Here is a 22,997-nt window from a genome sequence, read left to right on the forward strand (position 1 = left end):
ATATCACCTCATCCATTCTTTCGGATAGTATCGACAACTGTTTGCCTACAAGTTGTGTATATAGGTAGTAAGCCACTTATTATCAGTACTGAGACTGATAATCCAATTAAGGTGAAAACGGAAGTTAGATAGAATTTAAAAACATCTGAAATTTCCAATTTAAGCACTTGCATTGCTAAAATGGAAAGAATGACGAGTAAACAACTTGCTAATATCGAAATCGTTTTACCATAACCAATTAATTCTTTTAAGAAAAGCCAAACAATATTTTGAGTACTGTATCCCAAAGATTTTAAAATCCCTACTTCAAAGCGTCGAGGACGATTGAGCAAAAAGAAAACAAAGGACAATACTGCGATGACAAGGATGAGTAAGACTAGGGATAGCAACATTAAAAATTGCCTGATATAGGTGAGTCCTTTATTAAATTCTTCGTAGTTTTCATATGATGATAAAATAGTAATTTGTGAAGAGATTGCTCTTATTCTACTCAATTCTTCAGGAATAGCACCGCTATCCTTTAGTAACACATGAATCGCACTCGGCATCCATGATTTCAAAGGAAAACCATCTAAAGCCATCTTCGTCATGGGATGCTGTTGAATTGCTTCATTTTGCAATTCTTCCATTTCAGCAATATTCATAAATAGGGTGTTCCCATAAGGGGAATATTCAAACGGATAACTTTTTTTAACAATCCCTAAAACAGGATATGTTTTATCCACTTTGACAAATAAATCGCCATCTCCTTTCAATATATTCCCCTCTTTCTCTATACTTGATTCATATAAAGAAATTGGAATATAAAAAGTCAGTGTCACGGTAGTTCCCGAAACTATATTCGGTAATTTTTCATCTGAAATGAATTGCTCAGATAGATAAATCCCTTTTTCATTGCTCCTATCAAAATACTCTATCTGCCTCTGTGTTGTATTTGTCTGATACAAGGGTTGAATTGAAAAATTTCTTGTCAAGTTTCTGGTCTGACCATCAATAGTCAAAGTTGGCTGAAAGTTCTTTTGAAGTTGTGAATAGTCTTTTGAATTATCAAACGTCATACCCAAAGAGAGAAACTCCATATAAGGCTTGACGGTTTGAATATTCTGACTTGTGCTAATTGAGGTGATTTCCTCCTTATCAAAACTGAGAAAATCATCCAACACTTTTGTAGTTTGTAAATGGAGCGAATCATTAATCACCAAGAAGCCATTTTCGAGTGAGTTGTTCACCAGTTGGTGATACTTATCTGCAAATAAGGACTGAAAGTTAATAGAAGTTACTGCTATAGCAACTACAAGAGCGATAAAAAACGCTAATAATCTAGGTAAAAAAGGCCTTCTATGTTTCAAAACGGATAGCTTCGTATGAGAAGACGACAAACAGGAGAACCACTTCTTAGAATCCTTTATCCCTTCATCAGAATTCAAAATAAGACAATTCCCAACTAATTTATGGTCTTTAAAATGAAGCTGAACATCTCCTATTGCAATCATCGCCTCATCATGCGAAACAATCAATACAATTTTATGATATTTGTGAGCTAAATCAATTAACAAGGCGGAGACTTTTTCTCTATTTTCTTTATCCAAAGAACTTGTTGGTTCATCAGCTAAGATGAGAGTCTTTCCTGTAACTAAGGCTCTTGCGATTGCCACTCGTTGTTCTTCACCACCGGATAAATCTTCTGGATAAGCATGCTTTAAAGAAGAAATCTGCAAATCCGCCAATACTGTATCAATTTTGCTTTCTATTTCATCTGGACTCAAGTCATAAAAGTTTAAAGCTAGTCTTAAATTTTCAAATACGGTCAAATCATTTATTAGATTTCGCCCCTGAAATACAAAGGCCACTTCTTCAGCTATAAAGACAGAGACTGATTTCTTATTTTCGATATCAATCTCTTTTCCATCGAAGAAATAAGAAACACTAGGGTCCGTAGCAGAGAGCAAACCAATTTTATTCAGTAAAGAAGACTTTCCTACGCCTGACTTCCCATATATTGTATATACTTTTCCCCTTTCAAATATCAAATCTGTTGGCTCTAGCAACCGCCTGCCTGCAAAAGAGAGACTCAAATTTCTAATTTCGAACATATAACGCCCTCCTTTTTGAAATCGCTTTCTTTATTTTATTCTATCATAAGTCATATTTTATTTCGACTAATTACTGAAGTTCGTGTAGAAAAATCTCCTCTTTTTTTAAGATTTTTTTAAAGAAATGAGGTATAATAAATTTTAATCAAAGGAGAGAATGTATGTCTAATTATCGTAGAACTTCAAAACCAAAAACAGAACACATTAAAAAAGGATTTACGGTCTTTCAAAAAATCGTTGCTACTATCGGTAGTATCCTTGGCTTGATTACTGCGACTATCACGATCATGAACGCCTTGGATAATAACAAAAATACTAAAAAAGAACCTACGACAAGCCAGACGACAACAATTGTCAAAGAAATTCAAAAGGAATCACCTCAAGAAAACACTAGTCCTAACAAGGAAAATAACACTTCTCAAGAAAAAACACAGAAAGAAGAAACACCACAATCTAGTGTCAAGGAAGAAAAAAAAGATGAGCAGAAAACAGCAACTCAAAACTCTACTACTCCTGCTCCAAGTAAACCTACTACTGAAAATGAAAAACGTCCCAATACTCCAACTTCAGAAAATAAAAGCAATCAATAGCCAGTAAAATAGCTTCCCTCCAAATTTGGAAAGAAGCTATTTTTTATTGTTGTAATACTTTTCTTGGTTTGGTACCTTCAGCTGGACCAATGACACCTGCCATCTCAAGTTCTTCCATGAGGCGGGTCGCACGGTTAAATCCAACTGATAAACGACGCTGAATCATGGATGCGCTGGCTTTCTGGGTCTCAATGACTAGAGCCTTGGCTTCTTCAAAGAGCGGATCACCACCAGATTCACCATCTGAAAATTCTCCTTCATTTTCGGAAACTTCTCCTGGATCAAAACTCTCATCATAGTCCGCATCTGCCTGAGCCTTGATGAAGTTTACAATGCGCTCAACATCATCATCCGAGATAAAGGAGCCTTGGAGACGAACTGGGTGGTTTTCATCAATCGGTTTAAAGAGCATGTCACCTCGACCAAGCAGTTTTTCAGCTCCATTTTCATCCAAAATCGTACGGGAATCTGTCCCTGATGAAACTGCGAAAGCGACACGAGATGGGACATTAGCCTTAATCAAACCAGAGATGACGTCAACAGATGGGCGCTGGGTTGCAAGAATCATGTGGATACCAGCAGCACGCGCCTTCTGTCCAAGACGGATAATGGCATCTTCTACTTCCTTGCTGGCTACCATCATGAGGTCAGCCAACTCATCCACAATCACAACAATGAGTGGCAGTGGAATCTGCTTATATTCAGACTGGGCATTGAACTCTTCTACCTTGGCGTTAAAACCTGCAATATTCCGAACCCCCACCTTGGCAAAAAGTTCATAACGGTTTTCCATTTCATCCACAACCTTTTGCAGGGCCTTGCTGGCCTTGCGTGGATTGGTCACAACTGGAATCAAGAGGTGAGGAATATCATTGTAAACAGATAACTCAACCATCTTGGGGTCGACCATCATAAATTTAACTTGATCGGGTCTCGCCTTCATTAGAATGCTAGCGATAATACCGTTAACTGCTACCGACTTCCCTGAACCTGTTGAACCTGCGACGAGCAAGTGGGGCATTTTAGAAAGGTCAAAAGCTCTTGCGGTGCCATTAACCGCCTTTCCTAGAGGAATTTCCAATAGATTTTCTGCTTTTGTTTGAGATTGTTCCCATAGTTCGCGGAAGGACACAGTGGCAATTTCAGAGTTAGGAACCTCGATTCCAACGAGAGATTTCCCTGGGATTGGAGCTTCAATCCGGACATCCTTGGCAGCCAAGGCTAGAGCAAGGTCATCTGCCAGATTGGAAATGCGGTTGACCCGTACACCCACGGCTGGCTTAACTTCATACTTTGTCACTGATGGCCCAATTTCAGCCCGTTCAACTGTTACCTTGATACCAAAGCTAGCAAAGGTTTCTTCTAGGATTTTGATATTTTCTCGGACAATTTTCTTCTCTTTAGACTGGTCCTTTGGTTTATCTGGGGCAAAGAGTTGTAAGCTTGGAAGTTTGTATTCAAGGGCTTCCTTGGCTGAAAAATCGACCTGAACATCTTCATCATCAGAGCCCTCTTCCTGTTCAGCGAATTCATGTTCAGCTTGAGGTAGGATGATTTCTGGTTCCACCCAGTTCTCTTCTGGAGCAGGTGGAACGTCAAGCATAACATCATCAGTGAGAATTTCACCCGTTTCCATATCAACAGGAGGCAAATCAAGTAAGGCTTTTTCAGCCTCTTCTTGCTCTAATCTAGCCTCTTCCTCAGCCTTTTGGCGAGCTTTTTCTTCTTGTTTGACAAAGCGTTCCTCTTTTCGATGCTCATGCCCTTCTCTCCATTTGGCAAATCCTCTACTGAAGAATTCAGCAATATCGTAAACAGACCAAGGGCTTACTAGGAGGGAACCCACTAAAATCAAGATAGAACCAATAAAGTAAGTCCCGATATTGGAGAAGAGAAAGGCGGTTGGCATATAAAGAGCGACTCCAATCAAGCCCCCTCCAGCAAAGCTGGTCGTTCGAAAGCCTGTTAAATCCGTCACAACCTGAGCCATAGTCCCTTTTAGTACCGACTTATCCAAACCATATTTCCAAACTAAGTAGGCCTCAAAAATCAAGAGCAAACCTGCAAATATGGCGAAAAAGCCAGATAGGAGCCCTTCCTGTTTTTGGATCCACTTGAAAAAGAAAAGATAGAGTAGGATGCCAAATATTGCTAGATAAGCTAAGCTACCCACCAGCAAGCGAATTAGATTGTAAAGGGTTATACCTGCAGCCCCTAATTTGAAGGCTGCGAAAATCAATAAAAGTGCGATTCCCAACGAAATCAACATTCGTTGAATCGCTTCTTTTCTTTCGAGTTCTGCTTTAGACGGTCTCCGTCTTGTTTTACTTGTATTCTTGTTTGCCATTCATCTATTATACCATATTTCACAGGCATTTCGGAAAGATAAAAAGACTGCACCAAACGGTCCAATCTTTTCATTTTGTATCTAAGTTTTATGCTTGAGATTTGCGTAGGTAACCATAGACCACACCACTTACGATTGCTCCTACCAAGACAGAAACTAGGTAAAGGAGAGCATTTGAAGTAAGGGCGATAACGAAGATTCCTCCGTGTGGCGCCATGAGTTTGATACCAGTAAGACCAACGAGGCCACCTGCTACTGCTGAACCAAGAATGAAACTTGGAATCGCACGAGCTGGGTCAGCTGCACCAAATGGAATCGCTCCCTCAGTAATAAATGATAAGCCCATGATGATATTTGTCAAACCAGAATTGCGTTCTTCCTTAGTAAATTTATCTTTGAAAAGAAGAGTTGCGACAAAGATGGCAAGTGGTGGCACCATTCCTCCAGCCATAACTGCTGCCATGGCTACAGAACCACCTGAAGAAACAGTTGCTGCAAGCGTACCTGTACCAAAGACATAAGCCGCTTTATTGACTGGTCCACCCATGTCAACAGCCATCATTCCACCAAGGACAATACCAAGAAGAACAGCTGAACCTCCTCCAAGACCACCTAGGAAGTCATTCATAGCAGTGTTGATTGCTGCCATTGGGATGTTAACAGCTAGCATAACAAATCCAGTCAAGATTGTCCCAAGAAGTGGCAAGAGAAGAATTGATTTAGCACCTTCAAGTGAACGAGGAACTTTAACGTATTTCTTGATAGCAAGAACCAAGGCACCTGCGATAAATCCACCAACAAGGGCACCTAGGAAACCAGATGAGACACCTGCAAGAGTTGAAGTTGCTTCACCACCTGCTGCATAAGGGATTTTACCAAAGGCAAAACCTTCTTTGGCAATAGCGCCAGCCACGAAACCAGCTACCAAACCTGGTTTTTCAGCGATAGAGTAGGCAACATAACCTGCAAAGACTGGAAGCATCAAACCAAAGGCAGCTCCACCAATTTTCATGAACATAGAAGCTAGTTCATGGTAGGAACCAAGATTACCAAGTTTTTCATTTGGAACACCCAAAGCACCATCAATCAAGAAGGCAAGGGCAATCATGATACCACCACCGATAACGAATGGCAACATTTGAGAAACACCACTCATCAAGTGTTTGTAGAAGGCACCACCAAGGCTTTGTTTTTCGTTAGAGGCTGTTGCAGTTTTTGCACCATTAGCGGCACGGTAGACTTCAGCATCTCCTGAAAGAGCCAAGTTAATTAACTCTTCTGTCTTACGGATACCGTCAGCAACTGGACGATTGATCAATGGTTTGCCATCGAAACGATTCATTTCAACAGCCTTGTCTGCAGCGATGATAACGGCTTTAGCCTTGCGGATATCCTCAGCAGTTAGTTGGTTTCCAACACCGCTAGCTCCGTTTGTTTCAACCTTGATTCCAACCCCCATTTCAGCAGCCACTTTTTGAAGGGCTTCTTGGGCCATGTAAGTATGGGCGATTCCTGTTGTACAAGCTGTAACAGCTACAATAAAGTCGCCAGATTCATTGGCAGGCGCTTGAACAGGCTCCCCAGCTTTTTCTGAAGCTTGGTCAAAAAGTTCAATAACTTGGTCAGCTGATGTTGCTTGACGAAGCTTGTCAGCAAAACCGTCTTTCATCAAATATTGGGACAATTCTGCCAAGGCTGCCAAGTGAGTGTCATTGGCACCTTCTGGAGCCGCAATCATGAAGAAGAGGTCTGTTGGTTGCCCATCCAAGCTCTCATAGTCAACACCCTTATTTGACTTAGCAAAGAGAACAGTCGCTTCTTTTACAGCAGAATTTTTGCTGTGAGGCATTGCTATACCATCACCCAAACCTGTAGAAGTCAAAGATTCACGCGCCAAAATTCCTTCTTTAAAAGTTTCAAAATCCGTCACATAACCGTGATCTACCAAACTTTTAATCATCTCTTCGATGACAGCAGTTTTTTCAGTTGCCTGCAAATCCAGCAACATGACTTCTTTTCTCAATAGGTCTTGAATTTTCATCGTTTTTCTACCTCAACTTTTTCATATGTTTCTTTAATAAATTCCGCTGTTGCCAAGTCATCCGAGAAGGTAGTTGCCGTTCCGCAAGCCACTCCCCATTTGAAGGCTTCTACTGCATCTTTTGATTTGACAAATTCACCGGTAAATCCAGCAACCATAGAGTCACCAGCTCCCACTGAATTTTTGACTGTTCCCTTGATAGGTTTTGCGAAGTAAGATCCCTCAGATGTGACAAGAAGGGCACCGTCACCAGCCATAGAGATAATAACGTTTTGGGCACCTTTAGTCAGTAACTCACGAGCATATTTCTCGATTTCATCTAAACTTTCGAGTTTAACCCCAAAGATCGCTCCCAGTTCATGATTGTTTGGTTTGACCAAAAGCGGCTGGTAGTCCAAACTATCAATCAAGGTCTGTCCTTCAAAGTCACAAACCACTTGCGCACCCGTCTGACGTGTCAAGGCAATCAAATCCTTGTAGATGACATTGCCTAGATTTTTAGCACTTGAACCAGCAAAGACAACTGTATCTTCTGCTGTCAGACTAGATAAAATAGCTTTCAATTCTTCTAACTGGGCTGGTTCGACATTTGGCCCCGTTCCGTTGATTTCTGTTTCTTGGTCTGCTTTAATCTTGACATTGATGCGAGTATCCTCTGCCACTTGAACAAAACGTGTCTCGATTTCTTCATCAGCCAGAGTATCTGTGATAAATTTACCGGTAAAGCCTCCGATAAATCCCGTCGCAGTATTTGGAATATCCAAACGTTTCAAGACACGACTGACATTGATTCCTTTCCCACCAGCAAACTTATCATCACTGTCCATACGATTGACACTACCGACTTGGACTTGGTCCAAACGAACAATATAGTCAATGGATGGATTGAGTGTGACTGTATAAATCATACTTCAATTACCTCCGTTTTCTCCTTAATAGCCTGCAAGAGCTCATGCCCTTGACTTGTGATAACAATAGCTCGTTTGAGTGGTGCTACCTTGGCAAAGCAAGTTTGTCCAATTTTTGACGAATCCACCAAGACATAAGTCTGTTTAGCATTCTCCAAAATGGCTCGCTTCACAGCTCCCTCCTCCATATCAGGAGTCGTATAATAACCATCGTCCACACCATTCATCCCGATAAAGGCACGATCAAAGTGCAATTGGTTAATCTGGTTAAGAGCAACGCCCCCGATGCTCGCATCTGTCGCCATCTTGACACTTCCTCCAACCATGACCGTTGGAATCTGCTTTTCAACCAACTGTGCTGCATGGTGAATGGAGTTGGTCACGACTGTAACATTCTTATTAACCAATTCATGAATCAAAAAGGCTGTAGTTGTTCCAGCATCGATAAAGATGACATCTTGTTCCTTGATGAGAGAGGCTGCTTTCTGAGCCAGCAACCTCTTCTCTTGAAGGTTTTTGACAGATTTTTCTTGAATGGTTTCTTCTTCCTGCAAGGAGTGGGGTAATTCTGCTCCACCATGCACGCGACGAAGCTTGTTTTCTGCTTCCAACTCATCCAAGTCTCTTCGAACCGTTGATTCTGACGTTTCTAGCAAACTAACTAATTTTTCTAGAGAAACTACATGGTGTTGATTTAGCTCCTCTAAAATCAGTTGCTTCCGCTCTGTTTTTAACACCGAACCACCTCCTGTTATCGTTTACACTATTCATTCTATCACACTTTCTTTCAAAGTCAAGCACTTTTTGTCATTTTCTTTCAAAATCTATCATTTTTTCTTATTTCCAGAATTTTTATTGCAAGATAAGAGCCTTTATGGTAGACTATTTTAGTAAGTATTGGAAGATTACTCAAGAGGCTTAAGAGGCCGTGTTGGAAACGCGGTAGGCGTGTAACAGCGTGCGTGGGTTCGAATCCCATGTCTTCCGTAGAAAAGAAAAATTATTTCTAGGATGCAACAAATGTTGTATCCTTTTTTATCCCTTTTTAAAAAAGAGGGTCTGCTTTAGGGTCTGTTTGCGACTCCTTTGTTGTATCCTTTTTCTGCAAAAGAATACCAAGGAATACCAAAGACAAAAATAAAAAACGTTGATTTAACAACGTTTTACCAAGGAATGCCAAGGAATAATGGAGCCGGTGGGAGTCGAACCCACGTCCAAACACCTGCCAACATATTTGTCTACAACCATAGGTTATGTATTAGTTTAACAGTTCCTCGACACATAACTCAAGCCTAGAAACTGCGAGTCTATCAATCTCTTATCAAGCCGCTAGACAAGACTTGATCGTATCTCGCTAATAATAAGACCTGTCATTGAACACGAGCAATCCAAATCGGGTCACGCCTGCTGGTTTTTAGGCAGCTAGAGCGTAAGAAGTGTTATTTTTTGCAGTTATATTTAACTGAGCGTTTACGTCGCCACACGAGTCGCAAAATATGCCTCATAATGCCTGTCGAATCCGTAACGACCCCAAAAGACAATAAAACCATTATACCTTATCTAACTCAAAAATGCAAAAAGGAAAGCAATTAACTACAAAAGATAGTCTTTCAAGGCTTTTGTCAAAACCTGATAACCAGCAACACTGAGATGCAATCCATCAGTTGTATATTCTTTTTTTAGTTGACCTGCCTGATCTGTCAAACTATCAAAAACTGGCACAAATTCCACCTGCATATAGGCAGAAGCAAGTTCTTGAAAGGCTTGATTCCACTCCTGTATCTTTTCATTCGTTCGGATATAAACCGTCTGCTTGTACTCCTCTCCCTCATTGACTGGCAAAATGGAAAGCAATTTAATCTCTGTCAGTGGATAATCGCGAGCAATGGATTGAATGATAGCTTCGAGGTTATTGAGAGCCTCATTCACGGGCACATCTTTTCCGATATCATTTGTCCCAATCAGAAGAAAAATTTTATCTACTGCCCCACCGTAAAGATGCGCATCTAGATTCTCTAATAACAGCCCTGTCTGATAACCTCGAATGCCTCGATTGACAATCGTCTTTGCAGTCCCAAATAGCTCCTGCAGAGGATAATATTCGACAATGGAATCCCCAATAAAGAGAATGTCTGGTTTTACAACAGAAACTTGATTTAAGTGACGATACTTGGTTTGGATTTTTCCTTGTTCCTTTAGTAACCAATTTTCTAATAACTGTACTGCCACTTCATTCTCCTTTTTCTAACCAGTTTTCCAAAACTTGATAAACTCCTCCTTGGCTGTTGGCTGGCGCTAGAGCAGTCGCCACAGCTTTGGCCTTGTCATCAGCATTTTCCATCGCATAGGCAATCCCAGCCATTTCAAGCATTTCAACATCATTTTCACTGTCACCAAAAGCCATGATTTGGTGAGGGTTCAAGTCCCAGCGCTTGAGTAATTCCTCCAAGCCCCATGCTTTATGAATCCCAGCTTGGAGGATATCAATGCAACCATAGCCACTGGATACAGCCCGAACACGGCCATCAAAGAGCCCATTGATTTCTTCCAAGACTGAACTCAAACGTTCCTCACCAACAACCATACTCATCTTGAGCACACCACCAAAGAGGTCGGATGTTAACTCATCTACAAAATGCATCCGTTGGTAAAATTTTTCAATCATTTCTGGAGTCATAAAACTTTCAAGTTCTGTAAAAATCGTACCTTCTTTGACAAAACCACCCTTCATACCCGTTACAACAAACTGGTCCTGACGCGCTCGCCCCTTGAAATGAGCCAAAGCCTTGTCGACAATAGCATCATCCCAAGTCTGAGCCTGAATCAGTTCATTGTTTTCAAATATACGAGCGCCATTGGCAACAACCAGAACAACTCGATCCACCAAGTGCTCCAGTAGTTGCCTCATGCGGTGAATTTCATTGCCCGTCGCGATGACAAAATGAATACCCCTTTGATCCAATTGATCTAAAATCTTTTCCAAGCGTGGGATATCAAGCTGGCCTCTAGCATCCAGCAATGTCCCATCCATATCTGTCGCAATTACTTTAATCGTCATTTACTTTCCTCTGGATTCAAGCTAGTCCCACTTCAATCCCACATGTTCGTTCATTTCTTTATAGGCTGTATCAATTCGTTCCTTAGTCGCTTCATCTAATTGATCACGATGACTGCCACCCTCGATAAAGTCTTCTAAGATATAAGTTTGGTAAAGGAAGAGTGGATAACCTTCAGGAGAATAGGTTCCTTTTGGTGTACGGTTTACCCAAGAAGGATGTGCTTTAGCAGTTTCGATTGTCGTCTTACCAGCCTTTTTCTTAATGGTCACATCCATGAGAACGCCACGCTCTGTCCACTTAGCATTCTCTTCATCTTGCATAGTTTCGATTCGTTGATTGGAAATGAAGTTCCCCATTGAATAGATGATGAGTTTCTTGTCCCCATCTTTTTCAACTGTTTCAGATGGTTCCACAACGTGAGGGTGTCCACCAAAGATAATATCCGCTCCCCAATCAATCATCTTGTGATAAAGAGCCTTTTGTTCTTCAGTTGGTTCCAAGCGATACTCCACACCCATCTGAGGCATGATAATGGTAATATCCGCTTCCTTCTCTGCTCGTTCAACTTCAGCCTTCATCTTGTCTTCATTTAGATCTGAAAGATAGCGGTTATAGTCTTCTTGGGAAATACTTTGCTCAATTCCATTAAAACCATAAGAATAGGCCAAAAGTGCAACCTTGATACCGTTCACTTCCTTGATAACGAGAGGAGCTTGATCACGCGACTCATGCGTATACACTCCAATAGGTGTCATTCCTGCCTTCTCAATAGCATCTGCTGTTGAGACCACACCTTCTATTTGTGAATCTAGGATATGGTTATGCGCCAAGTCTAATACTTGATAACCGGCATCCTTGATGGCATCCATGACTTCACCAGGTGCATTGAAGAGAGGATAACCTGCCAAATAGTGGTCCTTATTCACAGTACCTTCAAAATCACCTATAATCAGGTCTGCTTGTTTGAGCCATGGTTTCACATAATCAAAATTTTCATGAAAATCATAGGTTCCATCTTCTTTTAAGGCAGAACGATAGATGGGAATATGATAGAGGAGGTCCCCATTGGCCATAATTCTAGCAGTTTTTTCCTCTTCCTGATCTTTAGTATTTTGATTGGTCTTATTAGCTTCTTGAGAAATGGTATCCTTTTTTTGACTGGTCAAGGGGATTCCTTGGAAGCTTTCAAACAACAAGACCAAGCCCATTGATAAAGCAACTGCTAGCAAGAGTATCGCCACAAATCCCTTATTGCTCCACCTACGATAACTCCTAAAAAAGTTTACCAACCCCCTCATAAAACGAAAAGCTGAACCACGCTGATTTCTATCTTGTCTTCTTTGCATCTTCATTCTCCCTGCTTTCTAATGCAAGCCTTTTCTTTTTATTATATCACAGATAAGTAATTCTTTCACAATTGAATCGAACCTACTAGGCATTTTCTATAAAAGCTCGATGCCGTAATGCTTTCAATCCTTGTCATTTTGTGATATCATGTAGAAGTAATGAAAGGAGAGAAAATGTCTGCTATAGAACGTATTACAAAAGCTGCTCACTTAATTGATATGAACGATATTATCCGCGAAGGGAATCCTACTCTACGCGCGGTTGCTGAGGAAGTTACTTTCCCCCTATCTGATCAGGAAATCATTCTTGGCGAAAAGATGATGCAATTCCTCAAACATTCCCAAGATCCTGTCATGGCTGAAAAGATGGGGCTACGCGGTGGAGTTGGACTTGCTGCTCCCCAGTTGGATATCTCAAAACGTATTATCGCTGTTTTGGTGCCAAACATTGTCGAAGAAGGCGAAACTCCACAGGAAGCTTACGACTTGCAAGCTATTATGTACAATCCAAAAATCGTCTCTCACTCGGTTCAAGACGCTGCTCTTGGCGAAGGAGAAGGTTGTCTGTCTGTTGACCGCAACGTGCCTGGCTATGTTGTTCGCCATGCTCGCGTTACTGTTGACTACTTTGACAAGGATGGTGAAAAACACCGTATCAAACTTAAAGGCTACAATTCCATTGTTGTTCAGCATGAAATTGACCACATCAACGGAATCATGTTTTACGATCGTATCAATGAAAAAGACCCATTTGCAGTTAAAGATGGTTTACTGATTCTAGAATAAAGAAAATCCCGTTGCAAGACGGGGTTTTGTGTTATAATAGAGGCATGAAAACAAATGATATTGTCTATGGCGTCCACGCCGTTACCGAAGCCCTCCTTGCAAACACAGGAAACAAACTTTACCTCCAAGAAGATCTCCGAGGTAAGAACGTTGAGAAAGTCAAGGAACTGGCTACAGAAAAGAAGGTGTCCATTTCTTGGACTGCAAAAAAATCCCTCTCTGAGATGACTGAAGGTGCTGTCCACCAAGGATTTGTTCTACGAGTGTCTGAATTTGCCTATACCGAGCTAGATCACATCCTTGCCAAAACACGTCAAGAAGAAAATCCGCTTCTATTGATTCTGGATGGCTTAACTGATCCCCATAATCTGGGTTCAATCTTGCGAACCGCTGATGCGACCAATGTTTCAGGTGTCATCATTCCCAAGCACCGTGCTGTGGGAGTTACTCCTGTCGTTGCCAAAACGGCCACAGGTGCTATTGAGCACGTTCCAATTGCTCGAGTAACCAATCTGAGTCAAACTCTGGACAAACTCAAGGATGAAGGCTTCTGGACCTTTGGAACGGATATGAATGGTACTCCTTGCCACAAGTGGAATACAAAAGGGAAAATCGCCCTCATCATCGGAAATGAAGGAAAAGGCATCTCTAGCAACATCAAAAAACAGGTCGATGAAATGATTACCATACCTATGAATGGACATGTTCAAAGCCTTAATGCCAGTGTTGCTGCAGCCATTCTCATGTACGAAGTTTTCCGAAATAGACTATAAAAAAGTTTCCAGTCATCTGATTGGAAACTTTTTTATGATTATACTCAATGAAAATCAAAGAGCAAACTAGGAAGCTAGCTGTAGACAGCTCAAAGCACTGCTTTGAGGTTGTAGATAAGACTGACGAAGTCAGCTCAAAACACTGTTTTGAGGTTGTGGATAGAACTGACGAAGTCAGTAACATATATACGGCAAAGCGAAGCTGACATGGTTTGAAGAGATTTTCGAAGTGTATTAACTATGTTCGGTGATAAACTTGTAAGCTTCTTGACCAGCGATAGCTCCATCTCCAACTGCTGTTGTCACTTGGCGAAGGTCTTTCAAGCGAACATCTCCAACCGCAAAGATACCGTCAACTGCAGTTTTCATGTGGTTATCTGTCACAATCCAGCCTGCCTGATCTTGGATATTCAATTCTTTAACAAAATCGCTAAGAGGGTCCAAACCAACATAGATAAAGACACCACCGAAGGATTGTTCTGTCACTTGACCTGTTTTCACATTTTCAAATACGACAGATTCTACTCGGTTTTCACCCTTGATTTCCTTGACTACAGAATCCCAGATAAAGCTGATTTTCTCATTCGCAAAAGCGCGGTCTTGTAAAACCTTTTGAGCACGAAGTTGGTCACGACGGTGAACAATGGTAACAGTCTTGGCAAAACGAGTCAAGAAGAGGGCTTCTTCAACAGCTGAATCTCCACCACCAACTACCAACAAATCTTGGTCACGGAAGAAAGCACCATCACACACAGCACAGTAAGAAACACCACGACTGTTCAGTTCTTCTTCTCCAGGTACTCCCAAAGGACGGTGTTTAGAACCAGTTGCTACGATAACTGTACGTGTTTCATATGCTTGGTCATCGGTCATCACTTTCTTAAAATCACCATGGTCTTCTACATTTTCAACATAGCCATAAATGTGCTCAACACCAAGATTTTCAAGCGGTTCAAACATTTTTTCTGCCAATTCTGGTCCACTAATATTAGCATATCCTGGATAATTTTCGATATCCGATGTATTATTCATCTGACCACCTGGCAGACCACCTTCAATGAGAGCAACTTTCAGATTGCTTCGAGCAGCATACAAGGCTGCAGTCATTCCTGCAGGTCCAGCACCGATAATAATAGTATCGTACATATAGATTCCTTCTTTCTTATTGTAACTATCTTTATTCTAACTCTTTCTTGTCAATCAAGCAAGGATTATGCCTTGAAAACAAGAATTAAACTCATAACCGCAAAGGATAATACTGGAACAACCAAGACCCCAATCATAATCATATCATAGAGATGGGCTTGGCGATCCTTGGCTGTCTTATCCACTCCCGACATGGCTCTCAGTCCAATCCAAATCCCTAAAAAAATCAGGACGAGGATAGTGGTCAAGATCAAACTCTCGAAATATAAAGAAAATAGTTGCAGTAGCATGATTTCTCTCATTTCTATCTTTTTTAAAGAGTAAACTCAGCTAGTCCAGCTAACTGAGTTTTCCTTTATCTATTATATCAAATATAAGTCCGTTTGTAACTAGCGAAGAATTCTTTTGTCCGCTCTTCTTTTGGATGGTGGATAATCTCATCTGGTGTTCCAGACTCAATGATTTTCCCCTTATCTAGGAAAAGAATCTTATCAGCCACTTGGGCTACAAAGGACATGTCATGACTGACCAAAATCATGGTTTGACCTGACTTAGCAGCATCTGCAATGGACTTCTCTACTTCACCAACCAATTCTGGGTCAAGGGCTGAAGTTGGTTCGTCTAAGAGCAAGACATCTGGTTTCATAGCGAGCGCACGCGCGAGGGCAACCCGTTGCTTCTGTCCACCCGATAAATGACGAGGATAATGGTTTTCACGATCAGAAAGCCCAACCTTAGCCAACTCTTCCTTGGCAATCTTAGTTGCTTCTTGGTCAGATAATTTTTTAACCACAACCAAGCCTTCTTTCACATTATCAAGTGCTGTGCGGCGTTCAAACAAATTAAACTGTTGGAAAACCATAGACAGCTTACGGCGTAGGGCAAGGATTTCTTCTTGAGTGATTTTAGAAAAATCAACTGAAAAATCATCAATCTGAATAGAGCCACTATCAGGTGTTTCAAGATAATTGAGACTGCGAAGAAAGGTTGATTTTCCAGCTCCTGAAGAACCAATCAAGGCTACAACTTCCCCTTTTTGAATATCCAAGTCCAGATGATCCAAGACAGTCTGTCCTGAAAAGGATTTGCTTAAATTCGAAATCTTAATCATTAACGAAGGTCTCCTTTCACATCTGTTTGCACTGTATCAGGTGCAGAAATAGCCATTTTTCTCTCGATGAAACGACCTAGGCTTTCAATTCCGATATTGACTACCCAATAAACAAGGGCAACGGAGATGAAGCGCTCAAAATAACGATAATCGGCACCACCCAAAATCTGAGCTTGGGCAAAGACTTCCACAACACCCGCACTAAAGGCTAGGGAAGTTCCCTTGGTCAAGCCGATTAGGGAATTGATCAAGGTTGGAGTCGCCACAACGGCCGCATTGGGAATAATCACGCGACGATAAACTTGTGCTCGGGTCATCCCCAGACTGCGTGCTGCCTCAATCTCACCAGGATTAACTGAGAGAATGGCTGCACGAATGGTTTCACTGGCATAAGCTGCCTCATTGAAAGCAAAGGCTACAATCGCAAAAGCAGCCGCTGGAATCGCATTGATATTGAGACCAGTACCCCATTGCTGATTGAGGGCTTTCAAAGCCAAAGGAATCCCGTAGTAGGTCAACATGAGTTGCACCAAAATCGGTGTCCCTTTTAAGAAACTAACGAAGAAGGCCTGCAAGGGATATAAAATCTTGACACGATTGATTTTCACAATGGCAAAAAGAAGCGCCAAAACCAAGCCAAAAAGAGCACCACCAATTGTCAACATAATCGTTGTTGGAAGTTGTTGGACAATTCTCGGGATTCCATCAAAGACCGAACGCAGGCTAAACAGCTTGCCATCCGGAATCAATTGCATCAAGTTTTGGTACCAATCTGATGCTAAAATCGTTGTAACATTCATAAAAACATCCTCTCCTGATAATGATTCATTCTACCATACTTCTGCCGTCAATGAAATTATTTGCTACGGTCAGATACAGACTTTGTCTACCTACTAGTTTATCATACTTTGAAACAGAGAGGTTATATATTTTATCTATCAAAGAGATAAGTAAAAACTATTTCAATCCCAATTCTTCATAAGCTTTTCGATAACCGATTTGCTTAACAGTTCCATTTTCTACTAAAATTGGCCGTTTTAACAACATACCATCACTTGCTAGCAACTCAGCCGCTTCTTGATTTGACAGACTTCCTACCTTATCTTTCAGCCCTAATTCACGGTATTTGATTCCACTAGTGTTAAAAAATTGCTTCAATTCAAATCCTGAGGTTTCTAGCCAGTTTAAAATGACTTCTTGACTAGGTGTTTCTTCCACGATGTGAACAGCTTTGTAGTCCACACCGAGTTGGTTTAATTCTTGTTTTGCTTTTTTACAAGTTGAACATTTTGGGTATTCGATAAATTCTAACATGTCTTTCACTTTCTATTATTTCTATCTTTAAAATCTGCGTCTTCATGCTCCAAGAGCCAAGCTTTCTTTTCCACTCCTGCAGCATAACCTGTTAGACGCTTGCCAGCTCCTAGCACACGATGACAAGGTACTAGGATAGACCAAGGATTGCGCCCCACTGCTCCACCAATTGCTTGAGCAGAAGCCACTTGCAGGTCTTGGGCTATTTGTCCATAGGTCACTGTATGACCATAAGGAATTCCCTGTAAATAGGACCAAACTCGCTTTTCAAAATCCGTTCCGATTGGAGCCAAGGGCAAGTCGAATAAATCCTTAGGCTTGCCTTTAAAATAAGCATCTAAGCAAGCAATAACTGGATCTAAAATAGGATGACTAACAACTGCTTCTATCGTTTCATCTCCTAGTCCCCTCTCAAAACGCTTCTGCTCCTGCACCCAAATGCCATACAAATGATAATCATCAGCTACGAGAGAAAGGGAGCCAATCGGCGAAGAATAGAGCATTTTTGCGTACTTCTTTTGCATTATTTTTTTAATTTTTGATAGGCTAAGCGTTCCCCGTCTACTGGAACTTTACCAACCTTTTCAAAACCAAGTTTTTCAAAAATATGTTGCATAGCCTTGTTTGCAACATGCGTATCTGAGCGAAAATCTAGATAATCAAAACCTTCAATCAAGCCCTCTAAAAAGGTTTGAGCCACCCCCTGTCCCTGCACATCTGCTGCCACAGCAATACGGTGAAAGACTAGGTACTCTGACTCCCCAGCTTGCCATTTTCCTTCATAAATGGCTTCATAGGCTGCCTCTGGACTCTTGGTCACAGCTGCATAAGCTAGTAGTTCTCCCTCTTCCAAGGCTACGTAGGCTTGACCTGAGATAATATCTTCAATAATAATATCAGCATTTGGATAGCCATTTTGCCACTGGTCACTACCAGCTTCTGCTAAACATTTCTTAGCATCCTCCATCACCTGCATGATGGCATCTACTTCATTTGGAAAAGCTAAACGAATCTCCATCTTTTCTCCTCATTTCTGACTAGTTTCTCCCATCATAGCATAATTTAAGTCTTTCTACAAGCAGTTAAAACTTGACTTTTTGTTTTTATTGTTTTATAATATAGTTATTAAAACTAGATAAAAAGGAGTTGGAAATGAAAACTACTTTTTCTTACCCTAAATGGGCAGAAATTCCAAACATTGACCTCTATCTGGACCAGGTTTTGCTCTATGTCAATCAGGTCTGCGCCCCTATCTCTCCTGATAAAGACAAGGGCCTGACAGCATCTATGGTCAACAATTATGTCAAACATGGTTACCTAACAAAGCCTGACAAGAAAAAATACCAACGCCAACAGATTGCCCGTTTGATTGCTATCACAACCCTCAAGTCTGTATTTTCTATTCAAGAAATAGCTCAGACACTTAATACTCTCCAAACTCAAGCAAGTTCAGACCAACTCTACGATGCTTTTGTGAACTACATGAATCAAGGAATTGACCCAGCTAACCCCATTATCCAAAGTAGCTGCCAAACCGTTAAGCTCTATCATCAAACCCTAGCCTTAATACATCATACTCAAGAGGAGGTAATCCAATGAACACTAGTCTTAAACTCAGTAAACAACTCAGTTTTGGAGAGGAGATTGCTAATAGTGTGACCCACGCAGTAGGTGCAGTCATCATGCTCATCTTACTGCCTATTTCATCCACCTATAGTTATGAAGCACACGGATTTTTATCATCTATCGGTGTATCCATTTTCGTTATTAGTCTCTTTCTCATGTTTCTCTCATCCACCATTTACCACTCTATGGCCTATGGTTCAACCCACAAATATGTCTTGCGAATCATCGACCATTCTATGATTTATGTTGCCATTGCTGGCTCATACACGCCCGTCGTCTTGACCTTAATGAATAACTGGTTTGGTTATCTGATTATTGCCATCCAATGGGGAACGACCATCTTTGGTATTCTCTATAAAATCTTTGCTAAAAAAGTCAATGAGAAATTTAGCCTTGCTCTTTACCTAATTATGGGCTGGTTGGTTCTGGCTATCATTCCTTCCATCATCAGTCAAACAACACCAATTTTCTGGAGCCTCATGGTAACTGGCGGACTTTCTTATACAGTTGGAGCTGGATTTTACGCCAAGAAAAAACCTTATTTCCACATGATTTGGCATCTCTTTATACTAGCCGCATCTGCCCTCCAATACATCGCCATTGTTTATTACATGTAAAAAAGTTGAGAAATTCAATCTCAACTTTTTTCTTTACACATTTCGATAAAGTACTGGTGCAAGCGAACATCATCAGTCAATTCTGGATGAAAAGAAGTTACCAGCATATTTTTTTCTTGGGCTGCAACGATTTGATTATCAACTGTTGCTAGAATTTCTACACCCTCTCCAACACTACTGATAATTGGACCACGGATAAAGGTCATTGGAATCTGACCGACTCCCTTACATTCTGCTTCCGTGTAGAAACTTCCTAATTGACGTCCATAGGCATTGCGCTCGACCACCATATCCATAGTTCCAAGATGACTTTCTTCTTGAGAAGCGATTTCCTTAGCCAGCAAAATCAAGCCTGCACAAGTTCCAAATACTGGTAAACCAGATAGAATGGCTTCTCGAATGGGAATCAGCATGTTCTGGTCACGTAAGAGCTTGCCCATGGTTGTAGACTCCCCACCAGGCAAAATCAAACCAGACAAGTCATTCTGATCTTGCTGAAAATCATCTAAATTTCTGATTTCAACACTCTCGACACCTAATTGTTCTAGTACTTTTGCATGTTCTGCAAAGGCCCCTTGCAAGGCCAATATTCCGATTTTCATCTATTTTCCTCGCTCAGCCATGAGGATTTGAATCTCATTTTCATTGATACCAACCATGGCTTCTCCTAAATCTTCAGAGATTTGAGCCAATATTTGAGGATTTCGGAAATTAGTTACCGCTTTGACAATGGCACTTGCTCGTTTAACAGGATCTCCTGACTTAAAAATACCTGAACCGACAAAGACACCCTCTGCCCCTAATTGCATCATCAACGCAGCATCTGCTGGCGTTGCAACGCCTCCAGCCGCAAAGTTTACAACAGGCAATTTTCCATGTTCATGGACGTATTGAACCAATTCTACAGGGACTTGCAAGTCCTTGGCAGCAACATAAAGTTCATCCTCACGTAGGTTTTGAATGCGGCGAATTTCCTGATTCATCATACGCATATGACGAACAGCTTGAACGATATCTCCTGTACCTGGTTCTCCTTTGGTACGAATCATAGAAGCTCCTTCAGCAATACGACGCAAGGCTTCTCCCAAGTCCTTAGCTCCACAGACAAAAGGAACTTGAAATTCTTTCTTATCCACATGGAAACGGTCGTCAGCTGGAGATAAAACCTCACTCTCATCGATATAGTCAATCTCAATAGCCTCTAAAATCTGAGCTTCAACAAAATGCCCGATTCTGACCTTGGCCATTACTGGAATGCTAACCGCTTCTTGAATTTCCTTAATCATCTTTGGATCACTCATACGGGAAACCCCACCAGCTGCACGAATATCAGCTGGAATCCGTTCCAAGGCCATAACAGCTGCCGCACCAGCAGCCTCTGCAATACGGGCCTGTTCAGGATTTTGAACGTCCATGATAACCCCACCCTTGAGCATCTGTGCCAAGTTTTTATTTAATTCATAACGATTTTCAGTCATTTGTTTTATCCTCATTATTTATATTGGTAGCTACTATTTCATTTTAAGTCAGAAAAGGATGAACCACAAGATAAAAAAATCATAATTGTATGGGTACAGATTGACTAAAAACTATCTGACCTTAACTTAAGGCCAGATAGCTCATTTATTTTTATTTTTCAGCTGTAAGGGCAGCCATTGTGATGTAGTTGTATGGTTTGTTGAAGTGTGGCAAGAAGAATAGGTCTGTCAATGCCAATTTATCGATTGTCACATGCTCTTGGATAGCAAGTGAGAACATGTGGATTCCCATGCTGATTGCAGAATCGTGTGAAACCATTTGTGCACCAAGAATTTCACGGCTATCTTTGTCAAAGACAATCTTGATGGCAACTTCATGGTTGTCATGCTTCATAAATTCTGGTTTTTGAAGATCGTTAAAGCCTGTTTCAGTTGCGTTGTAACCAGCAGCTTTAGCTTTTTCAAGAGTCAAACCAGTTGAAACCATGTGAAGACCGTAGATTGAGATACCGTTTGAACCTTGCACACCGATTCCTTCCAATTCATGTCCACAAGCGTTGTATGCACCAACGATACCAGTACGAACAGCATTTGAAGCAAGTGCGATGTAGCTAGTGTCTTTACGTGCATTGTCATAAACAGTTGCACAGTCACCTACAGCGTAAACGCCTGGGATAGATGTTTCTTGTTTCTTGTCTACAAGGAAAGCACCGTTGCGGAAGAGTTCAATCTTACCATCAGCAAGTGCTGTGTTTGGACGGAAACCAACTGCAAGAACAACCATATCCACGTCGAAAGTTTCTTTATCAGTAATCAAGCGTTCAACTTTACCGTCACCTTCGATTGCTTTAACAGTTTGACCAAGAGCCAAACGGATGTTGTGGTCTTCCAAGTTCTTCGCCATCATTTGTGTGAAGTCTTTGTCATAGTAACCGTTCAAGACAGTATCAACGATATCAACAAGGACAACTTCTTTTCCAAGACGTTCAAAGGCTTCAGCAAGTTCAACACCGATGTAACCACCACCAACAACGGCAATACGGTCAAGGTGTTGGCTCTTATCAGCAAGTTTATTGATCACTTCTTCAGCATTTTGGTACAATTTCACAAATTGTACGTTTTCAAGAGTTGCTTTAAATTCGCGGTTTCCTTTAACAATTTCAACACCTTCGATTGGTGGCAAGATTGGTGTAGAACCTGTAGCGAAAATCAATTTCTCGTATGATTCTTTGTGCTCTTTTCCTTCAACTTCTGCAGTAACTACTTTGTTATCATAGTCAATTGAAAGAACAGGTGAGTTCATGTAAACTTTAGCACCTTTTGCTTCCAATTTTTCTTTATCAGAATAGAACAAGCCTTCAGCACCGTCAATTTGTTCACCAATCCAAAGGGCCATTCCACATCCTAGGAAAGAGATGTTAGAGTTTTGGTCAAATACAACGATTTCGTTCTCATTACCAAAATTATCCAACATGGTATTAATACATGCTGTACCAGCGTGGTTAGCACCAACTACAACGATTTTACTCATAGAAAAATTCCTACCTTCAATTTTAAATTTACTCTTCTAGTATAACATTTACTGTTAGCGTTTACAAGAGTTTAACTAATTTTCCCGATTTTTTTGTAAAAAATTGTAAACAATCTGTATCTTAACACGGATTCTTGCAATTTTTCTTCATTCCGTGAGCATATTTCTTGACATCTTTACAAATTTTATTTGTGAAAACGCTGACTTTATGGTATGCTAGTATCATGGAAA

The 22,997-nt window shown here is 40.9% G+C and carries 24 protein-coding genes, 1 tRNA gene and 1 other RNA gene; 7 read left to right on the forward strand and 19 right to left on the reverse strand.

Annotated elements, in window-relative coordinates:
* Positions 1-8 precede the first annotated feature (8 nt).
* On the reverse strand, positions 9-2,093 hold the full coding sequence (locus CJ239_RS06410; protein WP_102210945.1) for an ATP-binding cassette domain-containing protein: 2,085 nt from the start codon (positions 2,091-2,093) through the stop codon (positions 9-11).
* Positions 2,094-2,254: 161 nt separating this feature from the next.
* Here CJ239_RS06410 and CJ239_RS06415 point away from each other — a divergent pair, with 161 nt between their 5' ends.
* Positions 2,255-2,683 (forward strand): DUF6556 family protein, encoded by a 429-nt coding sequence (locus CJ239_RS06415; RefSeq protein ID WP_102210946.1) that lies wholly within the window; start codon positions 2,255-2,257, stop codon positions 2,681-2,683.
* A gap of 43 nt (positions 2,684-2,726) precedes the next feature.
* Here the strand turns inward: CJ239_RS06415 and CJ239_RS06420 are convergent, their stop codons facing one another.
* The 4 genes from CJ239_RS06420 to CJ239_RS06435 form a co-directional block, all read right to left on the reverse strand.
* Positions 2,727-5,030 carry a DNA translocase FtsK gene (locus CJ239_RS06420; protein ID WP_102210947.1) on the reverse strand — a complete coding sequence of 768 codons (2,304 nt, stop codon included), beginning with the start codon at positions 5,028-5,030 and terminating at the stop codon, positions 2,727-2,729.
* Between the two features lie 88 nt (positions 5,031-5,118).
* Positions 5,119-7,071 (reverse strand): fructose-specific PTS transporter subunit EIIC, encoded by a 1,953-nt coding sequence (locus CJ239_RS06425; RefSeq protein ID WP_102210948.1) that lies wholly within the window; start codon positions 7,069-7,071, stop codon positions 5,119-5,121.
* On the reverse strand, positions 7,068-7,979 hold the full coding sequence (gene pfkB / locus CJ239_RS06430) for a 1-phosphofructokinase (protein WP_102210949.1): 912 nt from the start codon (positions 7,977-7,979) through the stop codon (positions 7,068-7,070). The genes CJ239_RS06425 and pfkB overlap by 4 nt, the downstream gene beginning before the upstream one ends.
* Positions 7,976-8,716, reverse strand: a complete 741-nt coding sequence (locus CJ239_RS06435) for a DeoR/GlpR family DNA-binding transcription regulator (RefSeq protein WP_102210950.1) — start codon at positions 8,714-8,716, stop codon at positions 7,976-7,978. The genes pfkB and CJ239_RS06435 overlap by 4 nt, the downstream gene beginning before the upstream one ends.
* 162 nt (positions 8,717-8,878) lie before the next feature.
* Here CJ239_RS06435 and CJ239_RS06440 point away from each other — a divergent pair.
* Positions 8,879-8,966: transfer RNA gene (locus CJ239_RS06440), tRNA-Ser, on the forward strand.
* A gap of 197 nt (positions 8,967-9,163) precedes the next feature.
* On the opposite strand, the gene ssrA is transcribed toward CJ239_RS06440, so the two are convergent.
* The 4 genes from ssrA to CJ239_RS06460 form a co-directional block, all read right to left on the reverse strand.
* Positions 9,164-9,511: a transfer-messenger RNA gene (gene ssrA, locus CJ239_RS06445) on the reverse strand.
* 61 nt (positions 9,512-9,572) lie between these two features.
* Positions 9,573-10,208, reverse strand: a complete 636-nt coding sequence (locus tag CJ239_RS06450; protein ID WP_102210951.1) for an SGNH/GDSL hydrolase family protein — start codon at positions 10,206-10,208, stop codon at positions 9,573-9,575.
* Between the two features lies 1 nt (position 10,209).
* Positions 10,210-11,037 (reverse strand): HAD family hydrolase, encoded by an 828-nt coding sequence (locus tag CJ239_RS06455; RefSeq protein WP_102210952.1) that lies wholly within the window; start codon positions 11,035-11,037, stop codon positions 10,210-10,212.
* A gap of 21 nt (positions 11,038-11,058) precedes the next feature.
* Positions 11,059-12,384, reverse strand: coding sequence for a CapA family protein (locus CJ239_RS06460; protein WP_102210953.1), 1,326 nt, complete (start codon positions 12,382-12,384; stop codon positions 11,059-11,061).
* Positions 12,385-12,558: 174 nt separating this feature from the next.
* On the opposite strand from CJ239_RS06460, the gene def reads away from it, so the two are divergent.
* From def to CJ239_RS12160, 3 genes are read left to right on the forward strand one after another with little or no spacing between them, the layout of a single operon-like run.
* Positions 12,559-13,170: a peptide deformylase gene (gene def, locus CJ239_RS06465; RefSeq protein ID WP_001272956.1), complete on the forward strand. Its 612-nt coding sequence runs from the start codon at positions 12,559-12,561 to the stop codon at positions 13,168-13,170.
* Positions 13,171-13,214: 44 nt separating this feature from the next.
* A complete protein-coding gene (rlmB, locus tag CJ239_RS06470) occupies positions 13,215-13,943 on the forward strand; it encodes a 23S rRNA (guanosine(2251)-2'-O)-methyltransferase RlmB (RefSeq protein WP_102210954.1) in 729 nt (242 codons plus the stop codon).
* Positions 13,944-13,990: 47 nt separating this feature from the next.
* A complete protein-coding gene (locus tag CJ239_RS12160; protein WP_257994468.1) occupies positions 13,991-14,149 on the forward strand; it encodes a hypothetical protein in 159 nt (52 codons plus the stop codon).
* A gap of 28 nt (positions 14,150-14,177) precedes the next feature.
* On the opposite strand, the gene trxB is transcribed toward CJ239_RS12160, so the two are convergent.
* The 7 genes from trxB to CJ239_RS06510 form a co-directional block, all read right to left on the reverse strand.
* The gene (gene trxB / locus CJ239_RS06480) at positions 14,178-15,089 is read right to left on the reverse strand and encodes a thioredoxin-disulfide reductase (protein WP_102210955.1); all 912 of its coding nucleotides are present in this window, start codon (positions 15,087-15,089) and stop codon (positions 14,178-14,180) included.
* Between the two features lie 65 nt (positions 15,090-15,154).
* Entirely contained in the window at positions 15,155-15,379 is a 225-nt protein-coding gene (locus tag CJ239_RS06485; RefSeq protein WP_180958230.1) for a DUF4059 family protein, read from the reverse strand.
* Positions 15,380-15,456: 77 nt separating this feature from the next.
* On the reverse strand, positions 15,457-16,200 hold the full coding sequence (locus tag CJ239_RS06490; protein WP_000590965.1) for an amino acid ABC transporter ATP-binding protein: 744 nt from the start codon (positions 16,198-16,200) through the stop codon (positions 15,457-15,459).
* Positions 16,200-17,000, reverse strand: coding sequence for an amino acid ABC transporter permease (locus CJ239_RS06495; protein ID WP_001103449.1), 801 nt, complete (start codon positions 16,998-17,000; stop codon positions 16,200-16,202). Before CJ239_RS06495 ends, CJ239_RS06490 begins: the two co-directional genes overlap by 1 nt.
* A 157-nt stretch (positions 17,001-17,157) precedes the next feature.
* Positions 17,158-17,514 carry an arsenate reductase family protein gene (locus CJ239_RS06500; RefSeq protein WP_000889091.1) on the reverse strand — a complete coding sequence of 119 codons (357 nt, stop codon included), beginning with the start codon at positions 17,512-17,514 and terminating at the stop codon, positions 17,158-17,160.
* A gap of 5 nt (positions 17,515-17,519) precedes the next feature.
* The gene (locus CJ239_RS06505; RefSeq protein ID WP_102210957.1) at positions 17,520-18,038 is read right to left on the reverse strand and encodes a methylated-DNA--[protein]-cysteine S-methyltransferase; all 519 of its coding nucleotides are present in this window, start codon (positions 18,036-18,038) and stop codon (positions 17,520-17,522) included.
* Positions 18,038-18,532 carry a GNAT family N-acetyltransferase gene (locus tag CJ239_RS06510; protein WP_102210958.1) on the reverse strand — a complete coding sequence of 165 codons (495 nt, stop codon included), beginning with the start codon at positions 18,530-18,532 and terminating at the stop codon, positions 18,038-18,040. The genes CJ239_RS06505 and CJ239_RS06510 overlap by 1 nt, the downstream gene beginning before the upstream one ends.
* A 134-nt stretch (positions 18,533-18,666) precedes the next feature.
* Here CJ239_RS06510 and CJ239_RS06515 point away from each other — a divergent pair, with 134 nt between their 5' ends.
* Together CJ239_RS06515 and CJ239_RS06520 are read left to right on the forward strand one after the other, a co-directional pair.
* Positions 18,667-19,113, forward strand: a complete 447-nt coding sequence (locus CJ239_RS06515; RefSeq protein WP_102210959.1) for a DUF1836 domain-containing protein — start codon at positions 18,667-18,669, stop codon at positions 19,111-19,113.
* Positions 19,110-19,757 (forward strand): hemolysin III family protein, encoded by a 648-nt coding sequence (locus CJ239_RS06520; RefSeq protein WP_102210960.1) that lies wholly within the window; start codon positions 19,110-19,112, stop codon positions 19,755-19,757. Before CJ239_RS06515 ends, CJ239_RS06520 begins: the two co-directional genes overlap by 4 nt.
* 20 nt (positions 19,758-19,777) lie before the next feature.
* On the opposite strand, the gene pdxT is transcribed toward CJ239_RS06520, so the two are convergent.
* The 3 genes from pdxT to nox form a co-directional block, all read right to left on the reverse strand.
* Positions 19,778-20,359, reverse strand: coding sequence for a pyridoxal 5'-phosphate synthase glutaminase subunit PdxT (gene pdxT / locus CJ239_RS06525; protein ID WP_102210961.1), 582 nt, complete (start codon positions 20,357-20,359; stop codon positions 19,778-19,780).
* On the reverse strand, positions 20,360-21,235 hold the full coding sequence (gene pdxS / locus CJ239_RS06530) for a pyridoxal 5'-phosphate synthase lyase subunit PdxS (RefSeq protein ID WP_000138517.1): 876 nt from the start codon (positions 21,233-21,235) through the stop codon (positions 20,360-20,362).
* 151 nt (positions 21,236-21,386) lie between these two features.
* A complete protein-coding gene (gene nox, locus CJ239_RS06535) occupies positions 21,387-22,766 on the reverse strand; it encodes a H2O-forming NADH oxidase (RefSeq protein ID WP_045607178.1) in 1,380 nt (459 codons plus the stop codon).
* Positions 22,767-22,997 lie beyond the last annotated feature (231 nt).

The sequence above is a fragment of the Streptococcus sp. UMB0029 genome (genome assembly GCF_002871495.1).
Lineage (GTDB): Bacteria > Bacillota > Bacilli > Lactobacillales > Streptococcaceae > Streptococcus.